Genomic DNA, 25,404 nt, shown 5'->3' with positions numbered 1-25,404 from the left:
GCAGGTAGGGATTGAAAGAAAAAAACTTTATGGTACCCTTTTGCCCATGTCTGATCTGCCCAAAGCATATGAATCCGTCCCTAGTGGAAGAAAAATGGCAATCCCGCTGGATTGAAGAAGGTTGTTTCAAGGCTGACCCGGCTTCTGAAAAGCCTGCCTACTCCGTCGTCATTCCTCCCCCCAACGTCACGGGAGTGCTCCACCTGGGCCATGTGCTGAACAACACCATCCAGGACATCCTGGTGCGCCGCGCGCGCCAGAAAGGATATGAAGCCCTGTGGCTGCCGGGCACGGACCACGCCGGAATCGCCACTCAGGTACGGGTGGAAAAGGACCTCAAGCAGACGACGGGAAAGAGCCGCCATGACCTGGGCCGTGAAGCCTTCCTGGAAAAAGTCTGGGAATGGAAGGAAAAACACGGCGGCATCATCATCAACCAGCTCCACAAGCTGGGCTGCTCCTGTGACTGGGACCGCGAACGCTTCACGATGGATGAGGAATACACCAAAGCCGTCGGGCAGGTATTCATTGACCTCTTCCGGGAAGGCCTCATCTACCGCGGCCGCCGCATGGTCAACTGGTGCCCCGTTTCCCTCACCGCCCTCTCCGATGAGGAAGTCATCATGACGGAGCAAAAAAGCAAGCTTTACACCGTCCTCTACAAGCTGGAAGACGGCTCCGGAGCCCTTCACGTAGCCACCACCCGTCCGGAAACCATCATGGCGGACGTGGCCGTGGCCGTCAACCCGAAGGACCCGCGGTACGCCCACCTCATCGGCAAAAACGTCATGCGCCCGCTCAACGCCGCCCCCATTCCCATCATCGGGGATGAATACGTGGAAATAGAATTCGGCACGGGCGCTCTGAAAATCACCCCGGCCCATGACAAGGCCGACTTTGAAATAGGCCGGAAATTCAATCTGGAAATCATAGACATCCTCACCCCCGACGGCCATATCAACTGCACGGAAGTGCCGGAACTGCACGGCATGGACCGCTTTGACGCGCGCCGGAAATCCGTGGAAATGCTGGAAGCCGCGGGCCTCATGGTCAAAATTGAAGACTATGACAACAAGGTGGGCTTCTCCGAACGCGCCAACGTCCCGATCGAACCGCGCCTCTCCATGCAATGGTTCCTCAAATACCCGTGCGTGAAGGAGGCGGCGGACGCCGTGGCCGGCGGGGACATCACCTTCCGCCCCGCGCGCTGGGCGAAAACCTATGCCCACTGGCTGGAAAACATCCAGGACTGGTGCATCTCCCGCCAGCTCTGGTGGGGGCACCGCATCCCCGTCTGGTACCGGAAGGACAAGGCGGAAGAACTCAGGAACGCCCCTGCTCTGGACGCCTCCGCCCTGGAGCAAGGCTTCCTCTACGTGGGAACCGAGCCGCCCGCGGATCCGGAAAACTGGACTCAGGACAGCGACGTGATGGACACATGGTTCTCCTCCTGGCTGTGGCCCTTCTCCACCATGGATGACGAAACCCGCGCCAAATTCTACCCCACCACGGACCTCGTCACGGGACCGGACATCATCTTCTTCTGGGTGGCCCGCATGATCATGGCCGGCTACCGCTTCCAGCATGACAAGCCGTTCAGCAACGTCTTCTTCACGTCCATCATCCGCGACAAAATAGGACGTAAAATGAGCAAATCCCTGGGCAACTCCCCGGACCCGCTGGACCTGATCGCCAACTACGGCGCGGACGGCCTCCGCTTCGGCCTCATGCGCATCGCCCCCACGGGCACGGACGTGCGCTTTGACGAAAACCAGATTGGCGAGGGCAGGAACTTTGCCAACAAACTTTACAACGCCACCCGCTTCCGCCTGATGCAGGGCGCGGCGGAGGAAGACGCTGCGCCGCACTACTCCCCCGTGCACATCTCCATCATCTCCAAGCTCAAGCAGCTCCATGCAGATGTGGAAAAAGCGCTGGCGGACTACGAATTCAACGCCCTCATCCAGAACCTGTACCAATTCTTCTGGAACGAATACTGCGACCGCTTCCTGGAAGCCGTCAAGGGAGATTTGAGGGACGGAGCGGACCCTGCGGCACGGGCGGCCACGCTAACCACCATGGACACGGTGCTCAGGCACTACCTGGCCCTGCTGCATCCGGTCATGCCGCACATCACGGAGGAACTCTGGGTTTCCCTGGGCTTTGCGGACGCCAACGGCGGCCTTCCGCTCATGCGCACCCCGCTCCCCTCCGCGGACGGTCTTCTGGCAGGGCTGGACGAAACCCGCATCACGCTGGCGAACACCCAGGCTGCGGCTCTCTATGAAACGGCCAACAAGGCCCGGAACCTGAAGGCGGAATACGACCTCTCCAACAACAAAAACGTCAGCTTCATCCTGAAAACCACCCATGACGTCCCGCTGGACATCCTCTCCCGGCTGTCCATTCTGGCAAACGCCAAATCCGTCACCCGGGACGCTGCCTACTCCGCCCCCAAGGGAACGCCTGCGGCCCTCACGCCGCTGGGAGAGCTCTTCCTTCCCCTGGAAGGACTCATTGACGTGGAAGCGGAAAAGGAACGACTGGGCAAGGAGCTGGACAAAATTGCCAGGGAAATCGCCAAATCCTCCTCCAAGCTGGGCAATGCGGGCTTTGTAGAAAGAGCCCCGGCGGAAGTCGTGGACCAGGAAAAAGCCCGTCTGGCGGATTGGGAGGCAAAACAGGCCCAACTGAAAGGGATGCTTGATTCCCTTTCCTAATCATCTATTCTTCCGGGAATGAATGACCTTCAACAGTACTTTGCCGGTCGTGAGCAATTCATTGAATTGCTGGAAGCGGTGGGCATACGTACTCTTGAACAATTCGCTTCCGCGGACCCTTTCACCGTTTTGCCTGAACTCCATCAGGCAAAACGGATGCTGAAACTGCGCACGGAAATACCTCCGGCTCCCGTTTTCAGGGAATGGGTGAACCAGGCGCTTGCAATGCCCATAGCGCCGGAACCGGCTGCACTGCACGCTTCCACGGACGGAAGCCTCCCGCTTGCCACTCCCGTGGTGGAACTGGCTCCGGCGGTGCAGACAACTCCGCGGACATCCGGACCCGGCAGGGAAAAACGGCCACGCCCCCGTGCCGACGGCCCTGCGAAACATCTCTCCACCAAGGCAAGGCGCCAGGAAGAACAAAGCTACCAGCCCGCCAAGCGCGTCCATGTCCGGCAAGAGCCAAAAACCTACCTGCGCAAAAAGGGCGTCAAGCACATGACTCCTTTCCGGACATGGCTGGGAGCCGCCTCCGTCCTCCTCCTCTTCGTCTGCACCCTCTTTTCCATCGCAATCATCACCCTCGTGCTTCTCAACGGGGAACGAGGCTGGTTAATCATCAGCCTATGCTTCGGCCCCTGGTTTCTGGCGCTGATCCTGTATCTTTCCCTGGCGTTGCCCCGGAAATGTAGCGTATGCCGCGCCCACGTCTTCTCCTTTAAAAAATACACCCGCAACAAGGCGGCCCATCGCATCCCCCTCTTCGGCTACGTATTTGCCACGGCTCTGCATATATTCCTCTTCCACTGGTTCCGGTGCCCGGCCTGCGGTTCCTCCCAGCAGTTGGAAAAAACCCGCGCGGAACAGCACAAACACTAGCGTGCGCGTGGCCCCCTCCGCCTTGGCCTCCCCGGGATCTCCCGGCCTTTCTCCTGCGCGTAACGCCCGGAAAAAGGCTCCTTTCCTGTCCGGCGGCAGCAAGAACAGCAATCCCGAACAACGCGTTTCCCGCTCTTTGCCCTATCCCTGGGCCCCAAATCCGGATTCAGACGGGACAAACAGCCTTCCCTCTCCGAATTCTCTGAAATGGCCTTCTATCAGCGGTTCCCGCATCTTCCGCCGTCATCCCCTGCCCGGAAGCGGAACGGGCGCATCTCAAGTCTCTTGGCTCCCGGCACGCCCCAAGACATTCTCTCAGACAGACCGCCTGAGGCCCTTGCCTCCCTTCCGCCTGAAAAACCCGTATCGACATCTTCATGCCGTGCGATGTAAAAACACGTTCCCAACTCGGAAACACGGGAATCCATCGGGACGTTTCAAAAACAGGAAAAAACCTGCCCCATAAACTATTCCGGACTCTCTTCCCAGACGCCCGGCAAACTCGTAGTTCCGGTGACTTTATTGTTTCTCATGAAAAACGCCTCAAACACACATTCACCGGAAAAATACGGGCAACAAAAAAACGCCGTCCTCTCTTCAGAGAACGGCGTTCAAAATCCTGAGGTGTCTCGGTTAGAGCACTTCCGGAGCAAGGGAAACAATCTTCATGAACTTCTTTTCACGGAGTTCACGGGCGACCGGCCCGAAAATACGGGTGCCGCGCGGGTTGTTGTCCTTGTCGATAATGACGACGGCGTTGCCGTCAAAACGGAGCACGGAGCCGTCATCACGGCGGATCGGGGCGGCGGTGCGCACCACTACGGCCTTCACCACAGTACCTTTCTTCACGGAAGCGGTGGGAATGGACTCGCGGATGTGGCAGGTAATAATGTCGCCAATGTGGGCCTGACGGGTGCGCTTGCCGATGACGCCAATCATCTTGGCGGAGCGGGCGCCGGTGTTGTCGGCCACCTGGACTAGGGATTCCATCTGGATCATGGTATCAAATCTCCTTTATTTAATGGTTGATTCCTGATTAGTGGGTAAGCACTTCCACCAGTTCCCAGCACTTGAGCTTGGAAAGCGGGCGGGTTTCAACGATACGTACCTTATCGCCTACCTTGGCCGTGGAATTTTCGTCATGGGCATAGAACTTCTTGCTCTTCTTGACAATCTTCTTGAACTTGGGGTGCGGAACGCGGGCAACGTATTCCACGACGATGGTCTTGTCCATCTTGGTGGAGGTCACCACGCCGACGCGCGTCTTGCGAAGGCCGGGCTTCTTGGTTGTTTCGGTTTGTTCGGACATTGGATTCTAAAAGTGTTAGAATATTCTGTTGTTACCGGAAATCCTCAGTTTACGCTTCCCCGGTTTCACCCTTGATGGTAAGGGCGCGGGCAAGGTCCTTGCGGACGGTGCGGATTCTCTGGTTGTTTTCCAGCTGGCCGGTGGCCTGCTGGAGACGGAGATTGAAGAGTTCTTCACGAAGGCTGCGCACCAGAGCGGAAAGCTCTTTGGCGGACATAGCACGAAGTTCTTTGGGGGAATTCTTATCAGACATGGTGATGAGTAGCTTTAGTGTTGAACGCCTTGACGATAGACGAAGCGGGTCGGCACGCCCAGCTTGTTGGAAGCCAGACGAAGAGCTTCGCGGGCCTGGGATTCGGTCACGCCGCCTACTTCAAACAGAATGTTGCCGGGACGGACAACGGCCACCCAGCCTTCCACGGCGCCCTTGCCCTTACCCATACGAGTATCCGGGGGACGGGACGTAAAGGACTTCTGCGGGAAAATGCGGATGAACACCTTACCTTTACGTTTCAGGTAACGGTTGATCGCAATACGGCAGGCTTCAATCTGGTTGTTGGTGATCCAACCGCGGTCGAGCACCTGAAGGCCGAAGTCACCAAAGGCAACATAGGTACCGCTGGTGGCATTGCCGGAACGGCTGCCGCGGTGCATCTTGCGGTGCTTCACTCTTTTGGGCATTAAAGGCATATCTTATTCCTCCTTGTGTTAAGTGTGATGAACAATGTGATGGCGGCTTTCTTAGGCACGCGGACGACGGGGACCGCGGGGGCCGGACGGGCGTGAGGTCTGCTGGGAGACGACTTCATCGCGCTTGTTGACCCAGCACTTCACGCCGATGATGCCGTACAGGGTGCGGGCTTCGGCGAAACCGTAGTCAATCGGGGTGCGGAGCGTCTGCAACGGCACTTTGCCTTCGCGGTACCATTCGGCACGGGCGATATCGGCGCCGCCGAGACGGCCGGCGCAGCGGATGCGGATGCCGTCGGCGCCACGTTCCATGGCTACCTGCACGGCGCGCTTCATGGCGCGGCGGAAGGAAACGCGGCGTTCCAGCTGGACGGCCACGTTTTCAGCGATGAGCTGGGCGTCCGTTTCAGGAGAACGGATTTCCACGATGTCAATGTTGACCTGGGTGGAAGCGCCGCACAGGCCCTGGAGGTACTGGCGGATCTTTTCAATTTCTTCACCCTTGCGGCCGATGACAAGACCCGGACGGGCGGTGTGGACGGTAATGCGGACGCTGTTCCAGGCACGTTCAATCACGATGCTGGAGACGGCGGCGGACATCAACTGTTCCTTGATGTACTTGCGCATCACCAAGTCTTCATGCAGCTTGGTGGCGTAATCCTGGCCCGTGGCGTACCACTTGGAACGCCAGTCCTTGTTGACGGCGAGGCGGAACCCGATTGGATTTACTTTCTGACCCATGATATTAGTTCAGCTATATGTGTGTTAGATTGGAATGACTTAGCCTTCTTGATCGGCCAGTACGACGGTGATATGGGATGTGCGCTTGCGGATCATGTTGGCGGATCCACGGGCGCGGGGCATCGTGCGGCGCATCGTGGGGCCTTCATCGACCATGACGGACTTGACCACCAGCGTGTCAACGGACAGTTCCGCATTATTCTCGGCGTTGGCCAAGGCGGACTTGAGCGTCTTATTCAGCAGGTAGGCACCCTTCTTGGGGGTGTAGGACAGGATGTCGGTCGCCTGGGAGACGGACAAGCCTTGAATTTCTTGAGCAATATCGCGCATCTTCTTGGCAGAGATGCGGGCGTATTTGTAAACAGCTTTCACTTCCATGGGTTTTTCCTCGTAGTGCAGGTTATTGATGAAGATGATTTAGTCGTTGGTTTTTACTGAGGCAGAATCTCCGACGCGCACCGGCTCGGCGGGCGCCGCAAGTTTCTGAACAAGCGCGCCACATACTTCCTTGCGGACGTCCGTGACTACGGCTTCTCCGATGGTTTGCGCTCCCCGGGTCACCTGTACGGGCATCCCGACTTGCATCCCTGCCGTTCTGCCGGCGTTCAGCACCACTACTCCGGATTCGGAGTCAATGCTGAGCACCTTGGCTTCCGCCAGGGTTCCCGCGCCATCTCGCACGGGCTGTTGCCTGTATCCCAGAACGGACTCCAGCAGGCGCAGGGAGCTTTCCACTGCCGTCCTTGCATTTGCGTCCTCGGATATGGCTTGTTTCATGTAGGCGAGGATGGCTCCGGAGAGCTTGACGGACGCCTGCTCCAGCCGCTGAATGCGGTCATTGGAGGCTTCGATGTCTGCCACCGCCTGAATCAGGCGTTCCTCACTATTACCTAGCGCTGCGCCTCCCAAAGCTTCCAGCCGGGTACGGATGTCCACCAGCTGGGCGGCCGCCTTGTCGGCGTCGCTGCGGGCCTGGACATAGGATGCCTTGAGGGCCGCATTCTGCTTTTCGAGACGCTCGATTCTGCGCGTCAGTGCCGCCGTATCCTCTTCCGCTCCCTGCAGTATCCCGCCCAGCCCTACAAGGGTGGTAAGGGAATAGGCAAGGATGGAAGAAGAGTTCGACATGTTGATTGTTAACTTACTGATTACTTCTTACCGATACCGCCGTGCTGTTTGAAGACACGAGTCGGGGCAAATTCACCAAGCTTGTGGCCTACCATGTTTTCCGTGACGTACACCGTGGCAAAGTTCTTGCCGGCGTGCACCAGGAAGGTCAGACCGACGAAGTCAGGCGTAATCATGGATGCGCGGCTCCAGGTCTTGATCGGCTTGCGGTCACCGGTTTCAAGCTGAGCGTCGATCTTGGCGAGAAGCTTTTGACTGACAAAAGGGCCTTTTTTGAGAGAACGTCCCATGTTATATGATCCTAGTTAAAGTTATTGTGTATTGGTTACTTGGCGTTGCGGCGCTGTACGATGACGGAGTCGCTGGGCTTGCGGAGACGGCGGGTCTTCTGGCCCTTGACGTGGCCCCACGGAGACTTGAGGTGCTGACGACCACCGCCGGACTTGGACTTGCCTTCACCACCACCGTTCGGGTGGTCGACGGGGTTCATCGTCATACCGCGCACGGTGGGACGAACGCCCATCCAGCGGGTGCGGCCGGCCTTGCCGGACATTTCGTTCATGTGCTGGGTATTGCCAACCTGACCGATGGTGCAGTAGCAATCCTCATTGAAACGGCGGATTTCGCCGGAGGGCATCTTGATCAGCGCATAGCCTGCTTCACGGTTGGAAACAATGGCCTGCTGGCCGGCTGCACGGGCAACCTTGCCGCCGGAACCCGGACGGATTTCAATGTTGTGAACGGAGGTACCCAGGGGAACGTTCTTCAGGGGCATCGCATTGCCGACCTTGGGAGCAACCTTCTGGCCGCTTTCCACCTTCATGCCCACCTGGAGGCCCGTAGGAGCCAGGATGTAGGACTTTTCACCGTCCTTGTATTCGATCAAGGCGATGCGGCAGGTGCGGTTGGGATCGTATTCGATGGTAAGCACGGTGGCGGGCACGTCAAACTTGTTGCGCTTGAAGTCCACCAGGCGATACTTGCGCTTGTGGCCACCGCCGATGTGGCGGGTGGTGATGCGGCCGTTGTTATTGCGGCCACCGGATTTCTTGAGGGGTCTGCAGAGACTCTTTTCCGGGGTAGAGGTAGTGATTTCGTCAAAGGACGGCCACACCTTGTAGCGGTTAGAGGGAGTAACTGGCTTGAATGACTTGAGGGACATGATAGCTTTCCTTCCTAGTAGGGGGCTTTAAACGAGGTCAAGGGTTTCACCGTTGGCAAGCTTGATGTAAGCTTTTTTCCAATGAGCGGTGCGACCTGCATCAGCACGGCGCTGACGCTTGAGCTTGCCGTCATAGTTGGCGGTGCGCACGGAAGCGACCTTCTTGCCGAAAGCGACTTCGACAGCCTTTTTGATTTCGATTTTGTTGGCGTCGCGGTCAACTTCAAGGACCAGCTCGCCAGTGGTTTCCTGGAGCATGGTGGCCTTTTCGCTGATGCGCACCTTCTTGATGACTTGGTAAATGTCTTTCATGGCTTCTTAAGCAGTACGGCTGGCGAGGGTTTCTAAAGCGTTGTCAACGAGGATCACTGCATCAGCGTTCATGAGCTGTTCAATGTTCACTTCTGCGGCGGTCATCAGGAGAACTTCCTGAACGTTGCGGCCGGCAAGATAGGTGGAATCGTCAAAGGAGGCGGCTACGATGAGCACCTTCCTGGCGTCCGTCAAATCCTTGACGGCCTTGATGAAGGACTTGGTCTTGCCGTCAGCGACAGAGAATTCGGCAACGGTGCTGACCTTGGAAGCGGCGATCAGATCGCCCAGCACGCGGCGCAGGGCCAGGCGGCGGGTGCTCTTGTTCACCTTCTTGGTGTAGTCGCAGGGGCGGGGACCGAAGACCACGCCGCCGCCCACAAAGATGGGAGCGCGCTTGTCGCCGTGACGGGCATTACCGGTGCCCTTCTGGCGGAAGATCTTCTTGTTGTTGCCGCTGACTTCAGCACGGGTCTTGGAGTTGGCGGAACCGGTGCGGCGGTTCGCCTGGTAGGCCACGATGAGGTCATGCACGGCCTGGGAGCCCTTGTCACTGCCTACAAGCTGGATGTTGGCGGCAGCGGCGGCTTCTAATGTAAAGGTATTTGCGGACATAGATAGGTTTTCCTATAATCAATGTGAGGTTAACTAAAGCCTTACTTCTTCTTGGCGGGGCGGATCACGAGGTAGGAACCGCGTGCACCGGGAACGGCGCCGGAGATAAGAATGACGTTGTCTTCCGGACGTACGGCCACAACCTTCAGGTTCTGTACCGTGCGCTTGGCATTGCCCATCTGTCCGGGCATCTTCTGGTTCTTCCAGACGCGGCCGGGGGTGGAACAGCCACCCACACCACCGGTACGGCGGTGCATCATGGAACCGTGGGCGGCGGGAGAGCCGTGGAAGTTGTGGCGGCGCATCGCGCCCTGGAAGCCCTTCCCCTTGGAAGTGCCGATCACGTCAACCCACTGGCCGGCGGAAAAGAGGTCCACGCCGGGATCTTCAGCACCTTCAGCAGGCAGTTCGGAAGCTTCCACGCGGAATTCCTTGAGGAGCTTGGTGGGCTGGATGCCCAGTTTCTTGAAGTGGCCGGCCTGAGGCTTGGCCACGCGGCTTTCCTTCTGCGCATCAAAGGCAACCTGAATGGCGTTGTAGCCATCCTTGTCTTCCGTTTTGATCTGGGCGAAGGTGTTGCCCTTTACGTCAATGACGGTCACGGGCACCATAGCGCCGGATTCCTGGTCAAACAGACGGGTCATACCGACCTTTTTTCCGATAAGTCCTAGAGCCATTGTAGTGTGTCTTTCTGTTTTTTAATTACTTATCCGGGTACCAAACTAGATGCGGATCGTGATGTCCACACCGGCCGGGAGATTGAGCTTCTTGAGCTCATCAATCGTGCGGGCGGTCGGGTCGACGATGTCGAGCAGGCGCTTGTGGGTGCGGATTTCAAATTGTTCAGCCGACTTCTTGTTGACGTGAACGGAACGGTTCACGGAGAATTTTTCAATGCGGGTCGGCAACGGGATCGGGCCGTGAACTTTGGCTCCGGTGCGCTTGGCGGTTTCAACGATCTCCTGGGAGGAGCGGTCGATGGCGCGGGAGTCAAATGCGCGGAGTCGAATGCGGATTTTTGGACTTTGCATGGACGTGCGGTCTATTGGTTATACTTCAAAGGTTTGTTTATTTAGCCTTCTCGGTGACGATCTGGTCAACGAGGTTCTGAGGCACCTGTTCAAAGTGGGAGGGCTCCATGGAGTAGGAGGCGCGGCCACTGGAAAGGGTACGGATGGCGGTGGAATAACCGAACATTTCGGACAAGGGAACCATGGCCTTCAGGATGCAGGCGTTGGCCTTGTTTTCCATGTTGCTGATCTGACCGCGGCGGCGGTTCAGGTCACCCATGATGTCGCCCTGGTAGTCGGTCGGCGTGGAAGCTTCAACGGACATGATGGGTTCCAGCATGATGGGCTTGGCCTTCTTGAAGGCGTCCTTCATGGCGAAGATGGCGGCCATCTTGAATGCGTTTTCGTTGGAGTCCACTTCGTGGTAGGAACCGTCCACCACTTCAACGTGCACGTCCACCACCGGATAACCGGCGATAACGCCCGTGGTCATGGCTTCATTGAGGCCGGCATAGACGGCGTTCATGTATTCCTTCGGAATGGCGCCGCCCACGATCTTGTTTTCGATGGTGAGGCCCTTGCCGCGTTCGTTCGGCTTCACGTCAATCACCACGTGGCCGTACTGGCCGCGGCCGCCGGACTGCTTGACCAGCTTGCCGTCGCCATGGGCGGGGGCAGTGATGGTTTCGCGGTAGGCGATCTGGGGCTTGCCGATGTCGGCTTCCACCTTGAATTCGCGCATCAGGCGGTCAATGATGATTTCCAGGTGAAGTTCACCCATGCCGGAGATCAGGGTTTGTCCGGTTTCTTCGTCGGTCTTCACGCGGAAGGTCGGGTCTTCTTCAGACAGGCGGCCCAGAGCGTTGGACATTTTTTCCTGGTCGGCCTTGGTCTTGGGTTCCACGGCCATGGAAATAACGGTTTCCGGGAAGGTAGGGGGTTCCAGGCAGACATCGTTGTCCGGGCTGGTGATGGTGTCGCCCGTGGTCACGTTGCGCAGGCCCACGATGGCGGCGATGTCGCCGGAGTATACGGCGTCAATGTCCGTGTGCTGGTCAGCCTGGATCTGGATGATGCGGCCCACGCGTTCCGTCTTGCGGGTGCGGGGGTTGTACACGGTGTCACCCTTCTTGAGGACGCCGGCGTACACGCGGATGAACACCAGCTTGCCGACGAACTTGTCAGCCCAGAGCTTGAATGCCAGAACCATGGGCTTGGCGTCGTCCGTAGCGGTAATCTTGAAGGTTTCTTCCGCATCCAGCGTGCTTTCAGCGTGGGCGGGAACGGTTTCCACCGGAGAGGGGAGGTAATCCACCACGGCGTCAAGCAGGAACTGGACGCCCTTGTTCTTGAAGGCGGAACCACCGGCAACAGGGATGAACTTGTTGGTGATGGTGGCGCGGCGGATGGCTTCCTTGAGTTCCTTGGGGGTGAAGGGTTCTTCCATGAGAACCTTTTCAGCAAGTTCGTCGTCCACGTCGGCCACGCGGCTCACCAGTTCATGGTAGGCCAGTTCGGCTTCTTCCTTGAGTTCAGCGGGGATTTCCTCAACCGTGTAGGTGGAGCCCAGACGGTCGTTGTCGGCATACATGACAGCCTTCTGGTTCACCACGTCAATCTGGCCGCGGAGCTGGTCTTCAGCGCCGATGGGGATCAGAATGGCGGCGGCGTTCGCACCCAGCTTGTTGTGGATGTCGTCCAGCACGTTGTTGAAGTTGGCGCCGGTACGGTCCATCTTGTTCACGAAGCACATGCGGGGAACGCTGTACTTGGTGGCCTGGCGCCATACGGTTTCCGTCTGGGGCTGCACGCCGGCCACACCGCAGAATACCACGATGGCGCCGTCAAGCACGCGGAGGGAACGTTCCACTTCAGCGGTGAAGTCAACGTGCCCGGGGGTGTCAATAATGTTCAGCTGGAAGTTTTCGCCTTCGAACATTTTGCTGATACCTTCATTTTTCACCTGCTTCCAGTTGGTGGTAACGGCAGCGGAGGTAATGGTGATACCGCGTTCGCGTTCCTGCTCCATCCAGTCGGTAGTGGTGGAACCGTCGTGGGTTTCACCGATCTTGTGAATCATGCCGGTGTAGAAAAGAATACGCTCGGACAAAGTAGTTTTGCCGGCGTCAATGTGAGCGGAGATACCGATGTTGCGGTAGCGCTCAAGGGGAGCCTTGCGATTGGGATTGTTTACGTGATCGGACATAGTGTCTGGAAAGTATCTGTAATGATCGAAAGTGAATGGTTCGGCTGACAGTCGCTGAAGGGATTACCAGCGGAAGTGGGCAAAGGCGCGGTTGGCCTGGGCCATCTTGTGAACGTCGTCGCGCTTGCGGACGGAGGAACCCTGGTTGTTGGCGGCTTCCTTGATTTCGTTGGCAAGAGCCTTGTGCATCGGCACGCCCTTGCGGTTGCGGGCGTAGTTCACAATCCAGCGCATGGCCAGGGATTCGGAACGGGCCGGGTCCACTTCCAGAGGCACCTGGTAGGTGGCGCCACCTACGCGGCGGCTCTTCACTTCCACACGGGGCTTGGCATTTTCAATGGCGCGGGTGATCACTTCCAGGGGATCAATGCTGTCCGTGCCTTCGTTAGCCATGTCGATGGCGGCATAAACAATGCGTTCCGCAAGGGAGCGCTTGCCATCCAGCATAACCTTGCTGATCAGTTTGCCAACAAGAGCGCTGTCGTAACGGGGGTCACGACGTTCGATTTTTCTATAGACGCGTTTACGGCGGGCCATAATATATAGTAGGTAAGATGTTAATGTTTACTTGGCGGCAACCTTCGGGCGCTTGGCGCCATACTTGGAGCGGCCCTGGCGGCGCTTGTCAACACCGAGGCAGTCAAGAGCCCCGCGGACGATATGGTAGCGAACACCCGGCAAGTCCTTCACACGACCGCCGCGAACGAGCACGATAGAGTGTTCCTGGAGGTTGTGACCTTCACCGCCGATGTAGGCGATCACTTCTTCACCATTGGTAAGACGGACTTTAGCCACTTTACGAAGAGCCGAGTTCGGCTTCTTGGGCGTACGGGTCATTACCTGGAGACAAACACCGCGGCGTTGCGGGCAGCTATGAAGAGCGCGTGACTTGGACTTCTCTTCCGGAGTAATACGTCCCTTGCGGACGAGCTGATTAATGGTCGGCATGTTTTCCTGCTTTGGTTGTGGTTCGTCGGTCTGGTCCGATATTCAAGGCGAACATCCCTTTCAGTAAGCAGGAAGCGCGCCTTTTTTCCGGAGGCAAACCCGATAGAAAACGTATTTCTTGCGCCTTTCGGCGCGTTTGGGGACGGCCAATATAACGTGATTTTATATCATGACAAGTCTTTTATTCATCTTTTCCTAAATATTTCATCCGTACCATTTTCCCCTGCTCTTTCCCAAGCTTCATTCCGGGTTGCCGGCGCCTTTTTCAGCCTCTTCCCCACCTGGCAGACCTCCACATGCTGATAGACGAAATAGGCGATAACCAGGGAAACACACAAGGCGATTCCCCAGAATAAAACTGGAGGCCATCCACCCCCCACTTCATTCCCGCATGTTCCCGCAGCATGCGGAGTACTTCGGCCATGCCCCGCATCACCGGCATGTGGAACAGAAAAAGGGCGTAAGCCATTCCCGCGCCAATCCCCACCCATTTCAGGAGGGGGCAGGCAGGGACGGCAGGCGGACGCTCCACAGGGAGGCAATGCACAGGGCAAAGATGACGGAAGAAACAACGTACCCCGGGAATGAATAGCTCAGGGCTCCGATTCCTTCATGGGTGGCGGCAGAAGAAGCCAGCAGCCACGCCGCGCCTGCTCCAATCCAAAACCATCGCCATGGACTCTTCCACCGTTCCATATTCCAGGACGCACACCACATCCCCAGCAAAAACTGCCACAGGCGGAAACTCACCTGATAATACAGCCTGCCGTAGTCCATCACGGTGCCGCTCCGGAACGCAGCAAAAAGAACGCTTGCCGCCAGAAGCCACAGGAACGGCCTTTTCTCGTAATAACGGTAAAGCCACGGAAACAGCGCCAGAAAGGCCATGATGCAGACGATGAACCAGACCGCCGCCTTCCCCATCATCTTCCACATCGCAAGTGTTGGCGCGGCTATCAGCAGCCTGACTCCGGCCCACGCCGTCGCCTGCTGGCCTTCAATAAGAAGAACGGCAAAACCGGCAGTCCAGGCAATCAACAGCACCGGCAGCAGGCGTCAGCCTTTTTCCGGCAATATTCCCCGATGCTTCCTTGTGTGAAACCTCCGGCGGATCGAACGGCCAGAAAACCGCTCAAGACAAAAAAGCCATCCACAGCCACGCTCCCTCCGCAATTCCATCCCCCGCTGTAATGGAAAAAGACAACCGTCAGGCACAACAAAATTCTCAGCAGATCCAATCCATAATTCCTGACAGGCAGCATATCCGGAAGCCAACGGATAAGCAATCCGTGGTCAAGCGGTATTTCCAAGGGAGAAAAACTTGCGATGACTCCCCCTTGCCTATCGGAAGCCGTTTGCATGGAAAGGGAAAACCTTCGGAACTGCGTGCCCGGACGGGATGCGGCGCAAGCCTCTCCGGCATCTCAATTTGAAAGGGAACGTTAGCGAACCCTCTTCCCTAAAGCCGGTACATCCTGGCGGACGTTTGCATTCCAGTTCCACAAAGGACTGCTCCGCTCCCCGTGGACAGGGGAATGCTTCCCCGTCTCCAGTCTGTAACGGATTGCTTATCCGCATCCTTTTCCGGCGTTTTTCCGTCAGGGCAACACGGAGACAAAAAAATCCGTTTCCAGCCACGCAAGCTGGAAACGGATTCCAAAGATCAACTGCGGGAACCGTTATTTTTTCGGCGTCACCAGGGAATGCCCGGACATTTCGGCAGGCTGTTTCAGCCCCATCAGGTTCAGCAGGGTGGGGGCCACGTCCGCCAGAATGCCGTTGGAGAGGTTGACCTGGTCCTTGTCGTCCGCCACATAAATGAGGTCCACAAGATTGGTGGTATGGGCCGTGTTCGGGGAGCCGTCCTCATTGCGCATGTGTTCGGCATTGCCATGGTCCGCGGTGATGAGCAGCTTGCCGCCCAGGGCCAGCACCTTCTTCACGCACTTTTCCAGGGCGCTGTCCACCGCTTCGCAGGCGGCGACTCCGGCTTCCACAAATCCGGTATGGCCCACCATGTCCCCGTTGGCAAAATTCATGATCACCACGTCGTACTTGTCCACGGCGTCCACAAACTTGTCCGCCACTTCCTCCGCGCTCATCTGGGGCTTGAGGTCATAAGTGGCCACTTCACGGGGGGAGGGAACCAGAATGCGGTCCTCGCCGGGGAACTGCGTTTCCACGCCTCCGTTAAAGAAGAAAGTGACGTGGGCGTATTTTTCCGTTTCCGCAATGCGGAGCTGAGTCTTCCCGGCTTCTGACACAATCTGTCCGAAAATGTTGTCCAGCTGCTCCTGTTCAAAAACGATGGGGGAGGGATACTTGGCATCGTACTCCGTCAGCGTCACATAATGAACCCTGGGCGTCACTTCACGGTCAAAGCCGTCAAACCCGGGATACAGGAAGGCATCGCTCATCTGGCGGGCGCGGTCCGCACGGAAGTTGAAGAAAAACACCACGTCATTATCGCGCACGCGCTGTTCGTTGCCGTAGGCAAAAATGCCGGGCTTCAGGAATTCATCCGTCTCGCCCTTGGCGTAGCACTGTTCCACATATTCGGAGGGGGAACAGGTGCACTGTTCGCCGCGGCCCAGCACGATGGCGTCCCATGCCAGCTTGTTGCGGTCCCAGCGCTTGTCGCGGTCCATCGCATAGAAGCGGCCGATAACCGTGGCGATTTTCGCGCCGTAAGGCTTGATGGCTTCTTCCAGTTGGCGCATGAATCCGGCCCCGCTGGTGGGGGAACAGTCACGGCCGTCCGTGATGGCATGGATGCAGATGTCGCGCACGCCCGCTTCATAGGCGTATTTGACGATGCCTACCAAATGGTTGATATGGCTGTGCACGCCGCCGTCGCTCACCAGGCCGAGCAGGTGCAGGCGGAGCCGGCGGCCTGGGAAAAAGCGGTCTTCAGCACGGAATTTTCACCCATGGAGCCGTCCTTGATGGCGTTGTCCACCCGGCAAAGATCCTGGAAAACCACGCGGCCAGCGCCCAGGTTCAGGTGCCCCACTTCGGAGTTGCCCATCTGCCCGTCCGGAAGGCCCACGTCCTCCCCGGAAGCGCCCAGCAGGCTGTGGGGATAGTTGGCCAGGAGGTAATCAGTAAAGGGGGTATCAGCCAGAACAGTGGCGTCACCGTACTCTTTCGCGACATCAGGCCCCAACGGATTGCGGCCCCAGCCGTCGCGAATGACAAGAACGACAGGCTTTTTAGAAGACATGGGCCTTATTTACAGGCATCCCCTCCTTTTGAAAAGCCTGAAATCAGGCATTCCTTCTCCGACTCTGAAATAGCCTGCGGTTTCCCCCCTTCCCCACGCGGACAACTACATACCTTCCACTCATGACCGGATGCTCCGAATGGAACACCGCAAACTTCCATTCCAGCGAACTGGTTCCCACCGCTCCCAGGCTCAATTCAATGCTCAACCAGTCGCCCAGACCGGCGGAACTGGCGTAATCCACCTCCACATGCACGCGGGGCCAGCCGCAATCGGGGGAAAGAACCTCCAGCCCCTGGGAACGCAGGTACTCGTGCTCCACCTCCTCTACCAGGCACAGCAGCCGGGTGAAATGAGCCACGCCGGAGGCGTCCGTATCGTGAAAGGCTACCTGGCGTGTTCTGACAAAGGGGATGCAGGGAAGTTCTTCAGGCATGCCTTCATCCTGCCTCCTTTCCCGGAAGCATGTCCAGCCGCAAATGCGTGACAATATGTCACATCAGCTTGATTTGTGACATCCCTCTCTTTATATATAGGGGCGAGCCCGGACGGAAACGCCGCCATGAAGAAAGACACCATCGATAAGCTGATCGGCCGCATTGACCATATCAAGGAAGAGGACCTCCAGCGTTTCTTTGTAAAGCTGGCGGAACAGCAGGGTTTTTTCCAGCAGGTGTTTGAAGCCATCCAGGAAGGCCTGATCCTGCTGGACAGCAAGGGAAAAATCCTGTTTGTCAACCAGGCCGCCCTCAAGCTCCTTGACAAGGAACGCGGCCAGATCACGCCGGAAGACTTCTGCATCTTCCTGGGCAGGGACTGCACCTGGGACACCATCCAGCAGAGCCGGACCGCCGTTTCCCGGGACGTGGAGATTTTTTATCCGGAGCACAAATTCCTGAACATTTTCATCTCCCCCATCGGCGGCAGGAGCCAGGGCCATCTGATCCTGATACGGGATGAAACGCCCCGGCAGAAGAAAAACGCGGAGAACATCGAGGCGGAACGCCTGAACGCCCTCACGCTGCTGGCCGCGGGGGTGGCCCATGAAATAGGCAACCCCCTCAACTCCATCGGCCTTCATCTCCAGCTCCTGGCCCGGAAGGCAAAACAACTGCCCGCGGAGTACCGGACGGACATGGAAGAACTGCTGAAAACGGCAGAGAGCGAAACCACGCGGCTGGACGTCATTCTGAAACAATTCCTCCAGGCCATCCGCCCCACCAAGCCCATCCGGGAACCCCACAACATTGAAACCATCATCATGGAGGTCCTGAAACTGCTGGAGCCGGAAATCCGCCAGCGCGGCATCCAGATCAACACGGACCTCCAGCCCAGCCTCCCCATCCTCAGCCTGGACCCCGTCCAGATCAAGCAGGTCTTCTACAACCTGATCAAAAACGCCTACCAGTCCATCCCGCCGGAGGGAGGCACCATTCTGGTTAAAAGCGGTTATACGGATGACAGCGTGTTCGTCACCGTGGCGGATACCGGCTGCGGCATTTCCCCGGAAGTCATGGGCAGCATTTACGAACCTTTCCTGACCACCAAATCCACCGGCTCCGGCCTGGGCCTGCTCATCGTGCGCCGCATCGTGAAGGAACACGGCGGCTCCATCACCCTGGCCAGCCAGCCGGGGCAGGGAACCACCATCACGGTCTTCCTGCCGCGCGTGGAACGCACCATCAGGCTCCTGCCCTCCTCCATCCCGTCATGAAGATGCCCGTTCTGCTGATCGTAGATGATGAAAAACCCACGCGCGACGCCCTGCGCATGGGCTTTCAGGACGATTACGAAGTGTACACTGCCGCCAATCTTTCCCAGGCCGTCACTCTCCTGCGGGAGGAATCCCCGGACCTGGTCCTGACGGACCTGCGGCTGGGCGGGGAAAGCGGCATGGACGTGCTGAAAGCCGCGGCTTCTCTGCCCCATCCCCCCAGAGCATCATGATGACCGCCTACGGATCCGTGGACGCCGCCGTGGAAGCCATGAAACAGGGCGCGTACGACTTCGTCACAAAGCCCCTGAACCTGGATGCCGTGGAGCTGGTGCTCAAAAGGGCGCTCCATACCCGGAACCTGGAGACGGCCAACCAGGAGCTCACCACCCGCATCCAGGCGGACTCCGGCCTGCAAAAACTGCTCGGACGGTCCGCCGCCATGGAACACGTGTTCTCCATCATCCGCCAGGTGGCGCCCAGCAAGACGACGGTGCTGATTGAAGGGGAAAGCGGAACCGGGAAGGAACTGGTGGCCCAGGCCATCCATTCCCTTTCCGGCAGGCCGGAGAATAAATTCGTGGCCGTCAACTGCGCGGCCCTTTCCCCCAGTTATTGGAAAGCGAGCTGTTCGGCCATGAAAAAGGCTCCTTCACCGGAGCCGGGCAGCGCCGCATCGGCCGCTTTGAACAGGCGGACGGCGGCACCATCTTCCTGGATGAAATCGGGGAAATAGACGCCGGAACGCAGGTCCGCCTGCTGAGGGTGCTGTCCGAACGGACCATTGAACGCGTAGGCTCCAACACGCCCATTCCGGTGAATGTGCGCATTATTGCCGCCACCAACAAATCACTGAAGAAACTCGTCCAGGAGGGCAAATTCCGGGAAGACCTCTATTTCCGCCTCAACGTGGTCCACATCCAGATGCCCCCCCTCCGGGACCGGCGAGAGGACGTGCCCCTGCTCGCCACCGCCTTCCTGAAAGAATTCGCCAGGGAGAACAACAAGGAATTCAAACCCCTTTCCCGGGACGCCCTTGACGCCGTACGGAACTACTCCTGGCCCGGAAACGTGCGGGAGCTGCGCACAGCCATGGAGCACGGCGTCGTCATGAGCAACTCCGCCAGCATAGAACTCTCCCATCTCCCACCCCGGCTGCACGCGCCGCAGCAGCCGGCCGCCCCGGGGAGCATGGCGCAGGAACAATTGGAGGACAATGCCCCCAGCACACAGAATGGGCTTGTCCCGGCAGGGGTTTTGAATTTATCCTTGCTGGAGCGGAATGCCATCCAACAAGCGCTGGCCCGGTCAAACGGCAACAGAACGGCGGCAGCCCACCTTCTGGGCATCAGCCGCCGCACCCTTCAACGCAAATTACAAGATATTCAACCTTCATGAATGCGCCCACCACGGCATCCCGCACACCGTTTATCATCATCCTCATCCTGCTGCTGGCGATTACGGGTGTGCAGTACTTTTTCAATTTTAACGGCCTGAACGCCAGCGCCGCCATGGACCAGGCCCAAATCGCCCGGAACGTGGCCAGGGGACAGGGAATGGCCACCAACTGGCTGAGACCCATCCAGATGGTCTCCGGGAGCACCCGCGCCGGCCTCAACCCCTTTCTTTCCGACGCCCAGATCCGCGAACAGGAAACCATTCTGGCGGGACAGGGGGAATCCCTCGTCAATCCGGAAAAATTCAATCCCTACGCCCTCCGGGACACACGCAACGCCCCTCTGAACATCCTGGTGGAAGCCGCCGTCTTCAAGGTGGCCGGCGTCCACAAGTTTGACCTGTGGAGCATGACGGGCAGCTCCATGATCTACCTGCCGGACCGCATCGTGGCGGGCATTTCCTGCATGTTCTTCATCCTGGCTGTCCTGAGCTGCTATTACATCCTCCACCAAATGTTTGATGTCACCATCGCCAGCTTCACCTGCCTGACGATGATTCTCAGCAACCTCTTCCTGCAATACGCCACCAGCGGCCTCCCGCAGATGATGATGCTCTTCTTCTTTGCCTGGGGCATCCATTTCCTGTCCACGGCCCTGCAAAACAGGGAGGAGAAGCGTAAATTCCTGATGCCGCTCATTTACAGCTCCATCTGTTTTTCATGCGTCTGCCTCACCGGCTGGATCGGCCTGTGGCCCATGGCCGGCTTTCTGATTTTCGTGGGCATCCGCTTCAAGCCTCACGGCCTGTACTGCATTCCGGGACTTGTGATCCTGTTCCTCCTCCTGGCCTACCCCGTTTACATCAACCGCTCCCTCAGCGGAGGCTTCTTCGGAACGGCCTATTACACCATCTTCACGGGGCTGACCGGCAATGAAGAAATCGCGATGAACTCCCTGGCCGCCGGGGACATTCCCATCGCCGCCCAGAAAGCCGTCACCTCCATCGTCAACAACATCCTGACGCAGGGCGACCTCCTTTACGAAAACCTCGGGAACCTTCCCCTGGCCATGGTGTTCCTGCTGGCCCTCCTGCACAAATTCAGAAGGCCGGAAGTCAACCAGGCCAAATGGGGCGTCTTCGCCATGTGGGTGCCCGCCGTCATCGGCATGGCCCTTTACACCTCCAACAAATCCGGTATTTCCCTGGGACAGATTCAAATCCTCTTCGCCCCCTTCTTCACGGCCTACGGCACGGCCTTCGTCCTCAACCTGATCGCACGGCACTCCAACAAGGAGGTAGTCCCCATCCTGCGGGGCGGCGTCCTGCTGCTCGCCCTGCTCATCACTTCCCTCCCCCTTCTGCTCAGCCTTCCCCAGATGGTGCGGGTGGGCATCCTGACGGCCAGCCGCGGCATTCCTGCATGGCCCCCTTATTTCCCCCCGGGCCTCAACCGGGACCTTCGCGCCCAGACGTCGGAAAAGGATTTCATCCTCACGGACCAGCCGTCCGCCGTCGGCTGGTACGCAGACAGGAAAGCCATCGGACTCCCCAAAATGGTGGAGCAATTCATGGTGCTGGAACGCATTCTGAAATTCCACGGCGGCAAGGTGGGCAGCATCCTGGTGACTCCCTCATCCACGCTCAACGCGGACCTCCGCACCATTGCCGCCTCCTACGGGGAATTCACCCCCCTCGTTCTGGAAGGCACCGTCCTGCTTCAGACGAAGGACAGGAATCCCGTATACCTCTTTGACCACAGCCGTGCGCTCTACCCCTTGTCGCAACGCTTTGGGACGCCGGACTCCCGCCAATTCATCCAGGGAGCGGACATGATTCTTTACAAAGACCTTCAGGAAACCGCTTCCACCCCTCAACCTTAATTCCCCATATGGCCAAACAACGGAAAAACGCTCCCGGATTTGAAGAATCCGTAGCCCGCCTGGAAGAAATCATACGCTTGACGGAAGCCCCCGTCACCGAACTGGAAGACATGATAGCCCTGGTGGAAGAAGGCAACAAGCTCATCCGCCACTGCCGCGGCATCCTTCATGATGCGGAACTGCGCATCCAAACCCTCAGCAACCCGGAGACCGTCCAGGATGGAACGGATCCCGATGAACCAGACAGCAATGAATTCTCCCTTACCTGAACTTCCGGAGCTGCTGGCAAGCATCCGCAGCCATGCAGACCTGATGAAAATCCCTGAGTCGGAACTGCCCTGGCTCGCGGAAGAAATCCGGAACACCCTCATCCACTCCCTTTCCCTCACCGGCGGCCATCTGGGCCCCAACCTGGGCGTGGTGGAACTGAGCATTGCCCTTCACCGCGTCTTTGAAACACCGCGGGACAAAATCATCTTTGACGTTTCCCACCAGGCCTACGTCCATAAAATGCTCACGGGGCGCGCCCCGCTGATTCACACCATCCGCCAGCATGAAGGGCTCTCCGGCTTTGCCAAAATGTCGGAATCCCCCCATGACGCCTACGGTGCAGGCCACGCGGGCACGGCGCTTTCCGCCGCCCTGGGCATGTGCGCGGCCAGGGATCTGAAAGGGGAGGACTACCATGTAGTGGCCGTGGCCGGGGATGCGGCATTCACCTGCGGCACCACCCTGGAGGCGCTGAACAACATCAGCCAGACCACCAAGCGCTACATCACCATTCTGAACGACAATGAATGGGCCATTGATAAAAACGTGGGCGCGCTGGCAAAATACTTCAACTCCCTGCAAACCTCGGAAACCTTCTCCTGGCTGAGGGACAAGACGGCCTCCTTCATTGAAAAGCTGGGGGGAACGCAGGCTAGGGACTTCGCCTTCAAGCTGGAAGGCACCACCAAGAACCTCATCTTCCCCTCCCTGCTCTTCAATAAATTCGGCCTGCGCTACTTCGGCCCCTTGGACGGGCACGACATCCCCACCCTCATCCGCACCCTTTCCTACATCAAGGACCTCAACGAACCCGTTATCCTGCACGTGGTCACCCAGAAGGGAAAAGGCTACCAGCCCGCACTGGACAACCCCACCAAATTCCACGGCCTGGGCTCCTACTGCGTGCGGGACGGCGAAACGCAGGCAACCGCCACCCCCACCTTCTCCCACATCTTCGGTTCCACGCTGGTGGAAATGGCGCACGAGGACGAATCCGTCACGGCCATCACGGCCGCCATGGCCAGCGGCACCAAGCTGGACCTGTTCAAGGAAGCCTTCCCAAAACGCTACTTTGACGTAGGCATTGCGGAAGAACACGGAGCCCTCTTTGCGTGCGGGCTGGCGGCGGAAGGCATGAAGCCCTACATCGCCATTTACTCCACCTTCATGCAGCGCTGCATTGACATGATCCAGCATGACGCCGCGCTCCAAAAGCTGCCCGTGCGCTTCTGCATGGACCGCGCCGGGCTCTCCCCGGACGACGGCCCCACGCATCACGGCCTGTTTGACATCGCCATGATCCGCAGCATCCCGAACATCGTCTTCATGCAACCCAAGGATGAAGCGGAATTCGTCCACATGCTCCGGACCATGAACCATTACCAGAACGGCCCCACCGTCATCCGCTATCCCCGGGGTTGCGGCGCCGGGGTCCCCCTTCCCTCCACGCCGGAAATTCTCCCCATCGGCAAGGCGGAAGTGCTCCAGACGGGGAAGGACGTGACTCTCGTTTCCCTGGGCACCATGATTGGCATCGCCCGGGAGACGGCAGCGCTGCTGGAAGCGCAGGGCCACACGGTCACCCTCATCAACGCCCGCTTCATCAAGCCTTTGGATGACGAATGCATCCGCCGGCATGCGGCCTCCAGCCGGGTGGTCTGCACCTTTGAAGACCATTCCATCAGCGGCGGCTTCAACTCCGCCGTGCTTGAATCCCTGGAAGCCGGAGGCGTCACCACGCCCGTGGAAGCCATCGCATGGCCGGACCAGTTCATCGAACACGGTTCGGAACCCATCCTCAGAAAAAAATATGGACTCACGGCGGAAGCCGCGCTACAAAAAATCATTCCCCACCTGAATTCCTGACCCATCCATGAAAGCATGCACCTTCCTACTGGCAGCCCTGACGCTTGCCCTTCTCCCCGCCTCCGCGCAGCAAACACCGCCGGAACCTCCGTCCCCGGCGTGGATTCAGGAATTCAACAGCCTGCCGGAAGCAACCAGAAAAAGCTACATTGACCAATTCCGCAAGGCGGAACAGCTCTTTGCGCAGAAGAGAACCATGGAATGCCTCTTCTCCCTGACGGAGCTGGAAAAGCTTTATGCAGGAAACCCGGGCTTATACAATCTCCGCGGCGCATGCTACATTGAAATCCGCAACATTGAAAAGGCCCTGGAAAACTTTGAAAAGGCCCAGAAGCTGGATCCCTCCAACCTCACCATTCAGTTCAACCTGGCGGAAGCGCACTACGTCAATCATGACTATGCCAGGGCGCTGAAAGCCTTCACGGAGCTTCTGCCTCCCTTCAAAGACAATCCCGGCATGACTCCCCTGCTGCAATTCAAGCGCTATATCTGCGCCCGCAAGCTGGACAACCGGCCCCTGGCCAAGGAACTGGAAAACCTGTACGGCCCGATGGACGACACGCCGTACTACTACTGCACCCAGGCCATCGTCAAATTCATGGGAGGAGACAAGGACGCCGCCCAGGAACAGCTCCTTTCCGCCATCCGCATCCACGGAGGCACCAGCGCCATCCAGGCCTTTACGGACGCCATGACGGAAGCCGGCATCCTGCCCTCCCCCTACGGGCAGACCGTCCCAACGGAACAACCGGCTAAAACAGGGCTGGAAAAACGCCGCTGATGAATGCGGAAGCGACGGTCCTGAAGCTCTATCCCCTGGGAGAGAACGGCCTGATTGTCGTCTGGTGCACGGAGGAAGGCATCATCAGAACGGCGGCCAAAAGCGCCAGAAAGCCCAACAGCCCCTTTGCCGGGCGCCTGGACCTCTTCTACCAGTGCCGCATGCAGTGGACGCAGGCAAAAACGGGAGACCTGCACTCCCTGACTTCCGCGGACCTGCTCTCCCCCGCCTGCCCCTCCGGAAAAGCTACCTCCGGCTCAGCGCGGCAGGCTACTTCGCGCGCCTGTTTCTCCAAATGCTGGAGCCGGACACGCCCATCCCGGAATTCTACGACCTCCTGCAACGGGCATACGCCTATCTGGAAAACAACGACCCCTCCCTCCGCGCCGTCCTGCACTTTGAACAGGAACTCGCGCGGCTGCACGGCATCGCGCATCCCGGCATTCCGGCGCACGTCATTCTGAAATCCCACTTCGGCAAGCTTCCCCCACAGCGGGAAAAACTGCTCGGCAGCCTGGAACAAAAAGAAAACTGAACAACATGCCGCAT

29 protein-coding genes and 3 pseudogenes are annotated in these 25,404 nt (G+C 58.3%); 12 read left to right on the top strand and 20 right to left on the bottom strand.

The window, feature by feature from the left end; translation table 11 throughout:
* The first annotated feature begins 68 nt into the window (after window positions 1-68).
* Both PVA48_RS09525 and PVA48_RS09520 read left to right on the top strand, forming a co-directional pair.
* On the top strand, window positions 69-2,720 hold the full coding sequence (locus PVA48_RS09525) for a valine--tRNA ligase (RefSeq protein WP_423231647.1): 2,652 nt from the start codon (window positions 69-71) through the stop codon (window positions 2,718-2,720).
* Window positions 2,721-2,738: 18 nt separating this feature from the next.
* Window positions 2,739-3,602, top strand: coding sequence for a hypothetical protein (locus PVA48_RS09520; RefSeq protein ID WP_102728504.1), 864 nt, complete (start codon window positions 2,739-2,741; stop codon window positions 3,600-3,602).
* A gap of 633 nt (window positions 3,603-4,235) precedes the next feature.
* On the opposite strand, the gene rplN is transcribed toward PVA48_RS09520, so the two are convergent.
* From rplN to PVA48_RS09420, 20 genes and pseudogenes are all read right to left on the bottom strand, one after another.
* Entirely contained in the window at window positions 4,236-4,601 is a 366-nt protein-coding gene (gene rplN, locus PVA48_RS09515; RefSeq protein WP_012419350.1) for a 50S ribosomal protein L14, read from the bottom strand.
* Between the two features lie 37 nt (window positions 4,602-4,638).
* On the bottom strand, window positions 4,639-4,911 hold the full coding sequence (rpsQ, locus tag PVA48_RS09510) for a 30S ribosomal protein S17 (RefSeq protein ID WP_012419351.1): 273 nt from the start codon (window positions 4,909-4,911) through the stop codon (window positions 4,639-4,641).
* A 49-nt stretch (window positions 4,912-4,960) separates the two neighbouring features.
* Window positions 4,961-5,164, bottom strand: coding sequence for a 50S ribosomal protein L29 (gene rpmC, locus PVA48_RS09505; RefSeq protein WP_022397797.1), 204 nt, complete (start codon window positions 5,162-5,164; stop codon window positions 4,961-4,963).
* Between the two features lie 14 nt (window positions 5,165-5,178).
* Window positions 5,179-5,601 carry a 50S ribosomal protein L16 gene (gene rplP / locus PVA48_RS09500; protein WP_022397796.1) on the bottom strand — a complete coding sequence of 141 codons (423 nt, stop codon included), beginning with the start codon at window positions 5,599-5,601 and terminating at the stop codon, window positions 5,179-5,181.
* Window positions 5,602-5,652: 51 nt separating this feature from the next.
* Complete coding sequence (rpsC, locus tag PVA48_RS09495) at window positions 5,653-6,342, bottom strand: 30S ribosomal protein S3 (protein WP_022397795.1); 690 nt, start codon at window positions 6,340-6,342, stop codon at window positions 5,653-5,655.
* 39 nt (window positions 6,343-6,381) lie between these two features.
* Entirely contained in the window at window positions 6,382-6,720 is a 339-nt protein-coding gene (rplV, locus tag PVA48_RS09490) for a 50S ribosomal protein L22 (RefSeq protein WP_022397794.1), read from the bottom strand.
* Window positions 6,721-6,759: 39 nt separating this feature from the next.
* A complete protein-coding gene (locus PVA48_RS09485) occupies window positions 6,760-7,470 on the bottom strand; it encodes a hypothetical protein (protein ID WP_022397793.1) in 711 nt (236 codons plus the stop codon).
* Between the two features lie 20 nt (window positions 7,471-7,490).
* Window positions 7,491-7,760, bottom strand: a complete 270-nt coding sequence (gene rpsS, locus PVA48_RS09480; protein ID WP_022397792.1) for a 30S ribosomal protein S19 — start codon at window positions 7,758-7,760, stop codon at window positions 7,491-7,493.
* A gap of 35 nt (window positions 7,761-7,795) precedes the next feature.
* Entirely contained in the window at window positions 7,796-8,632 is an 837-nt protein-coding gene (rplB, locus tag PVA48_RS09475) for a 50S ribosomal protein L2 (protein ID WP_012419358.1), read from the bottom strand.
* A 27-nt stretch (window positions 8,633-8,659) separates the two neighbouring features.
* Window positions 8,660-8,944 (bottom strand): 50S ribosomal protein L23, encoded by a 285-nt coding sequence (gene rplW / locus PVA48_RS09470; protein ID WP_022397790.1) that lies wholly within the window; start codon window positions 8,942-8,944, stop codon window positions 8,660-8,662.
* 6 nt (window positions 8,945-8,950) lie between these two features.
* Complete coding sequence (gene rplD / locus PVA48_RS09465; protein WP_022397789.1) at window positions 8,951-9,559, bottom strand: 50S ribosomal protein L4; 609 nt, start codon at window positions 9,557-9,559, stop codon at window positions 8,951-8,953.
* Between the two features lie 41 nt (window positions 9,560-9,600).
* Entirely contained in the window at window positions 9,601-10,236 is a 636-nt protein-coding gene (rplC, locus tag PVA48_RS09460; RefSeq protein ID WP_022397788.1) for a 50S ribosomal protein L3, read from the bottom strand.
* Between the two features lie 45 nt (window positions 10,237-10,281).
* Entirely contained in the window at window positions 10,282-10,590 is a 309-nt protein-coding gene (rpsJ, locus tag PVA48_RS09455) for a 30S ribosomal protein S10 (RefSeq protein WP_022397787.1), read from the bottom strand.
* Between the two features lie 37 nt (window positions 10,591-10,627).
* The gene (gene fusA / locus PVA48_RS09450) at window positions 10,628-12,775 is read right to left on the bottom strand and encodes an elongation factor G (protein WP_022397786.1); all 2,148 of its coding nucleotides are present in this window, start codon (window positions 12,773-12,775) and stop codon (window positions 10,628-10,630) included.
* A 63-nt stretch (window positions 12,776-12,838) separates the two neighbouring features.
* Entirely contained in the window at window positions 12,839-13,312 is a 474-nt protein-coding gene (rpsG, locus tag PVA48_RS09445) for a 30S ribosomal protein S7 (RefSeq protein WP_012419364.1), read from the bottom strand.
* A gap of 27 nt (window positions 13,313-13,339) precedes the next feature.
* The gene (gene rpsL, locus PVA48_RS09440; protein WP_102721861.1) at window positions 13,340-13,723 is read right to left on the bottom strand and encodes a 30S ribosomal protein S12; all 384 of its coding nucleotides are present in this window, start codon (window positions 13,721-13,723) and stop codon (window positions 13,340-13,342) included.
* A gap of 492 nt (window positions 13,724-14,215) precedes the next feature.
* Entirely contained in the window at window positions 14,216-14,767 is a 552-nt protein-coding gene (locus PVA48_RS09435) for a hypothetical protein (RefSeq protein WP_215451135.1), read from the bottom strand.
* Window positions 14,758-14,985, bottom strand: a complete 228-nt coding sequence (locus tag PVA48_RS09430) for an acyltransferase family protein (RefSeq protein WP_353415551.1) — start codon at window positions 14,983-14,985, stop codon at window positions 14,758-14,760. The genes PVA48_RS09435 and PVA48_RS09430 overlap by 10 nt, the downstream gene beginning before the upstream one ends.
* A gap of 417 nt (window positions 14,986-15,402) precedes the next feature.
* Window positions 15,403-16,946, bottom strand: a pseudogene (gene gpmI / locus PVA48_RS09425) (2,3-bisphosphoglycerate-independent phosphoglycerate mutase).
* Between the two features lie 43 nt (window positions 16,947-16,989).
* Window positions 16,990-17,382, bottom strand: coding sequence for an acyl-CoA thioesterase (locus PVA48_RS09420; protein ID WP_309557224.1), 393 nt, complete (start codon window positions 17,380-17,382; stop codon window positions 16,990-16,992).
* A 126-nt stretch (window positions 17,383-17,508) separates the two neighbouring features.
* Between PVA48_RS09420 and PVA48_RS09415 the strand changes: the two genes are divergently transcribed.
* The 10 genes and pseudogenes from PVA48_RS09415 (at window position 17,509) to PVA48_RS09370 (ending at window position 25,390) form a co-directional block, all read left to right on the top strand.
* Window positions 17,509-18,660 carry a sensor histidine kinase gene (locus tag PVA48_RS09415; protein WP_102727669.1) on the top strand — a complete coding sequence of 384 codons (1,152 nt, stop codon included), beginning with the start codon at window positions 17,509-17,511 and terminating at the stop codon, window positions 18,658-18,660.
* Window positions 18,657-18,893 (top strand): response regulator, encoded by a 237-nt coding sequence (locus tag PVA48_RS09410; RefSeq protein WP_423231646.1) that lies wholly within the window; start codon window positions 18,657-18,659, stop codon window positions 18,891-18,893. The genes PVA48_RS09415 and PVA48_RS09410 overlap by 4 nt, the downstream gene beginning before the upstream one ends.
* Window positions 18,890-19,536, top strand: a pseudogene (locus PVA48_RS09405) (sigma-54-dependent transcriptional regulator); the annotation flags it as partial. The gene PVA48_RS09410 and the pseudogene PVA48_RS09405, both read left to right, overlap by 4 nt.
* Before the next feature lie 48 nt (window positions 19,537-19,584).
* Window positions 19,585-20,058, top strand: coding sequence for a helix-turn-helix domain-containing protein (locus PVA48_RS09400; protein WP_423232516.1), 474 nt, complete (start codon window positions 19,585-19,587; stop codon window positions 20,056-20,058).
* Window positions 20,055-21,938: a hypothetical protein gene (locus PVA48_RS09395; protein WP_102728499.1), complete on the top strand. Its 1,884-nt coding sequence runs from the start codon at window positions 20,055-20,057 to the stop codon at window positions 21,936-21,938. The genes PVA48_RS09400 and PVA48_RS09395 overlap by 4 nt, the downstream gene beginning before the upstream one ends.
* 8 nt (window positions 21,939-21,946) lie before the next feature.
* Window positions 21,947-22,207 (top strand): exodeoxyribonuclease VII small subunit, encoded by a 261-nt coding sequence (xseB, locus tag PVA48_RS09390; RefSeq protein WP_022397776.1) that lies wholly within the window; start codon window positions 21,947-21,949, stop codon window positions 22,205-22,207.
* Window positions 22,188-24,074: a 1-deoxy-D-xylulose-5-phosphate synthase gene (dxs, locus tag PVA48_RS09385; protein ID WP_102728498.1), complete on the top strand. Its 1,887-nt coding sequence runs from the start codon at window positions 22,188-22,190 to the stop codon at window positions 24,072-24,074. Before xseB ends, dxs begins: the two co-directional genes overlap by 20 nt.
* A gap of 7 nt (window positions 24,075-24,081) precedes the next feature.
* Window positions 24,082-24,855: a tetratricopeptide repeat protein gene (locus PVA48_RS09380; protein ID WP_102728497.1), complete on the top strand. Its 774-nt coding sequence runs from the start codon at window positions 24,082-24,084 to the stop codon at window positions 24,853-24,855.
* Window positions 24,855-25,022: pseudogene (locus tag PVA48_RS09375) on the top strand (recombination protein O N-terminal domain-containing protein); the annotation flags it as partial. The gene PVA48_RS09380 and the pseudogene PVA48_RS09375, both read left to right, overlap by 1 nt.
* Window positions 25,022-25,390 (top strand): DNA repair protein RecO C-terminal domain-containing protein, encoded by a 369-nt coding sequence (locus PVA48_RS09370; protein ID WP_309557225.1) that lies wholly within the window; start codon window positions 25,022-25,024, stop codon window positions 25,388-25,390. The pseudogene PVA48_RS09375 and the gene PVA48_RS09370, both read left to right, overlap by 1 nt.
* Window positions 25,391-25,404: the final 14 nt, after the last annotated feature.

The organism is Akkermansia sp. JRP_AM1, assembly GCF_049262625.1.
Lineage (GTDB): Bacteria > Verrucomicrobiota > Verrucomicrobiia > Verrucomicrobiales > Akkermansiaceae > Akkermansia > Akkermansia massiliensis.
This window is presented reverse-complemented; position numbering and strand designations above follow the sequence as displayed.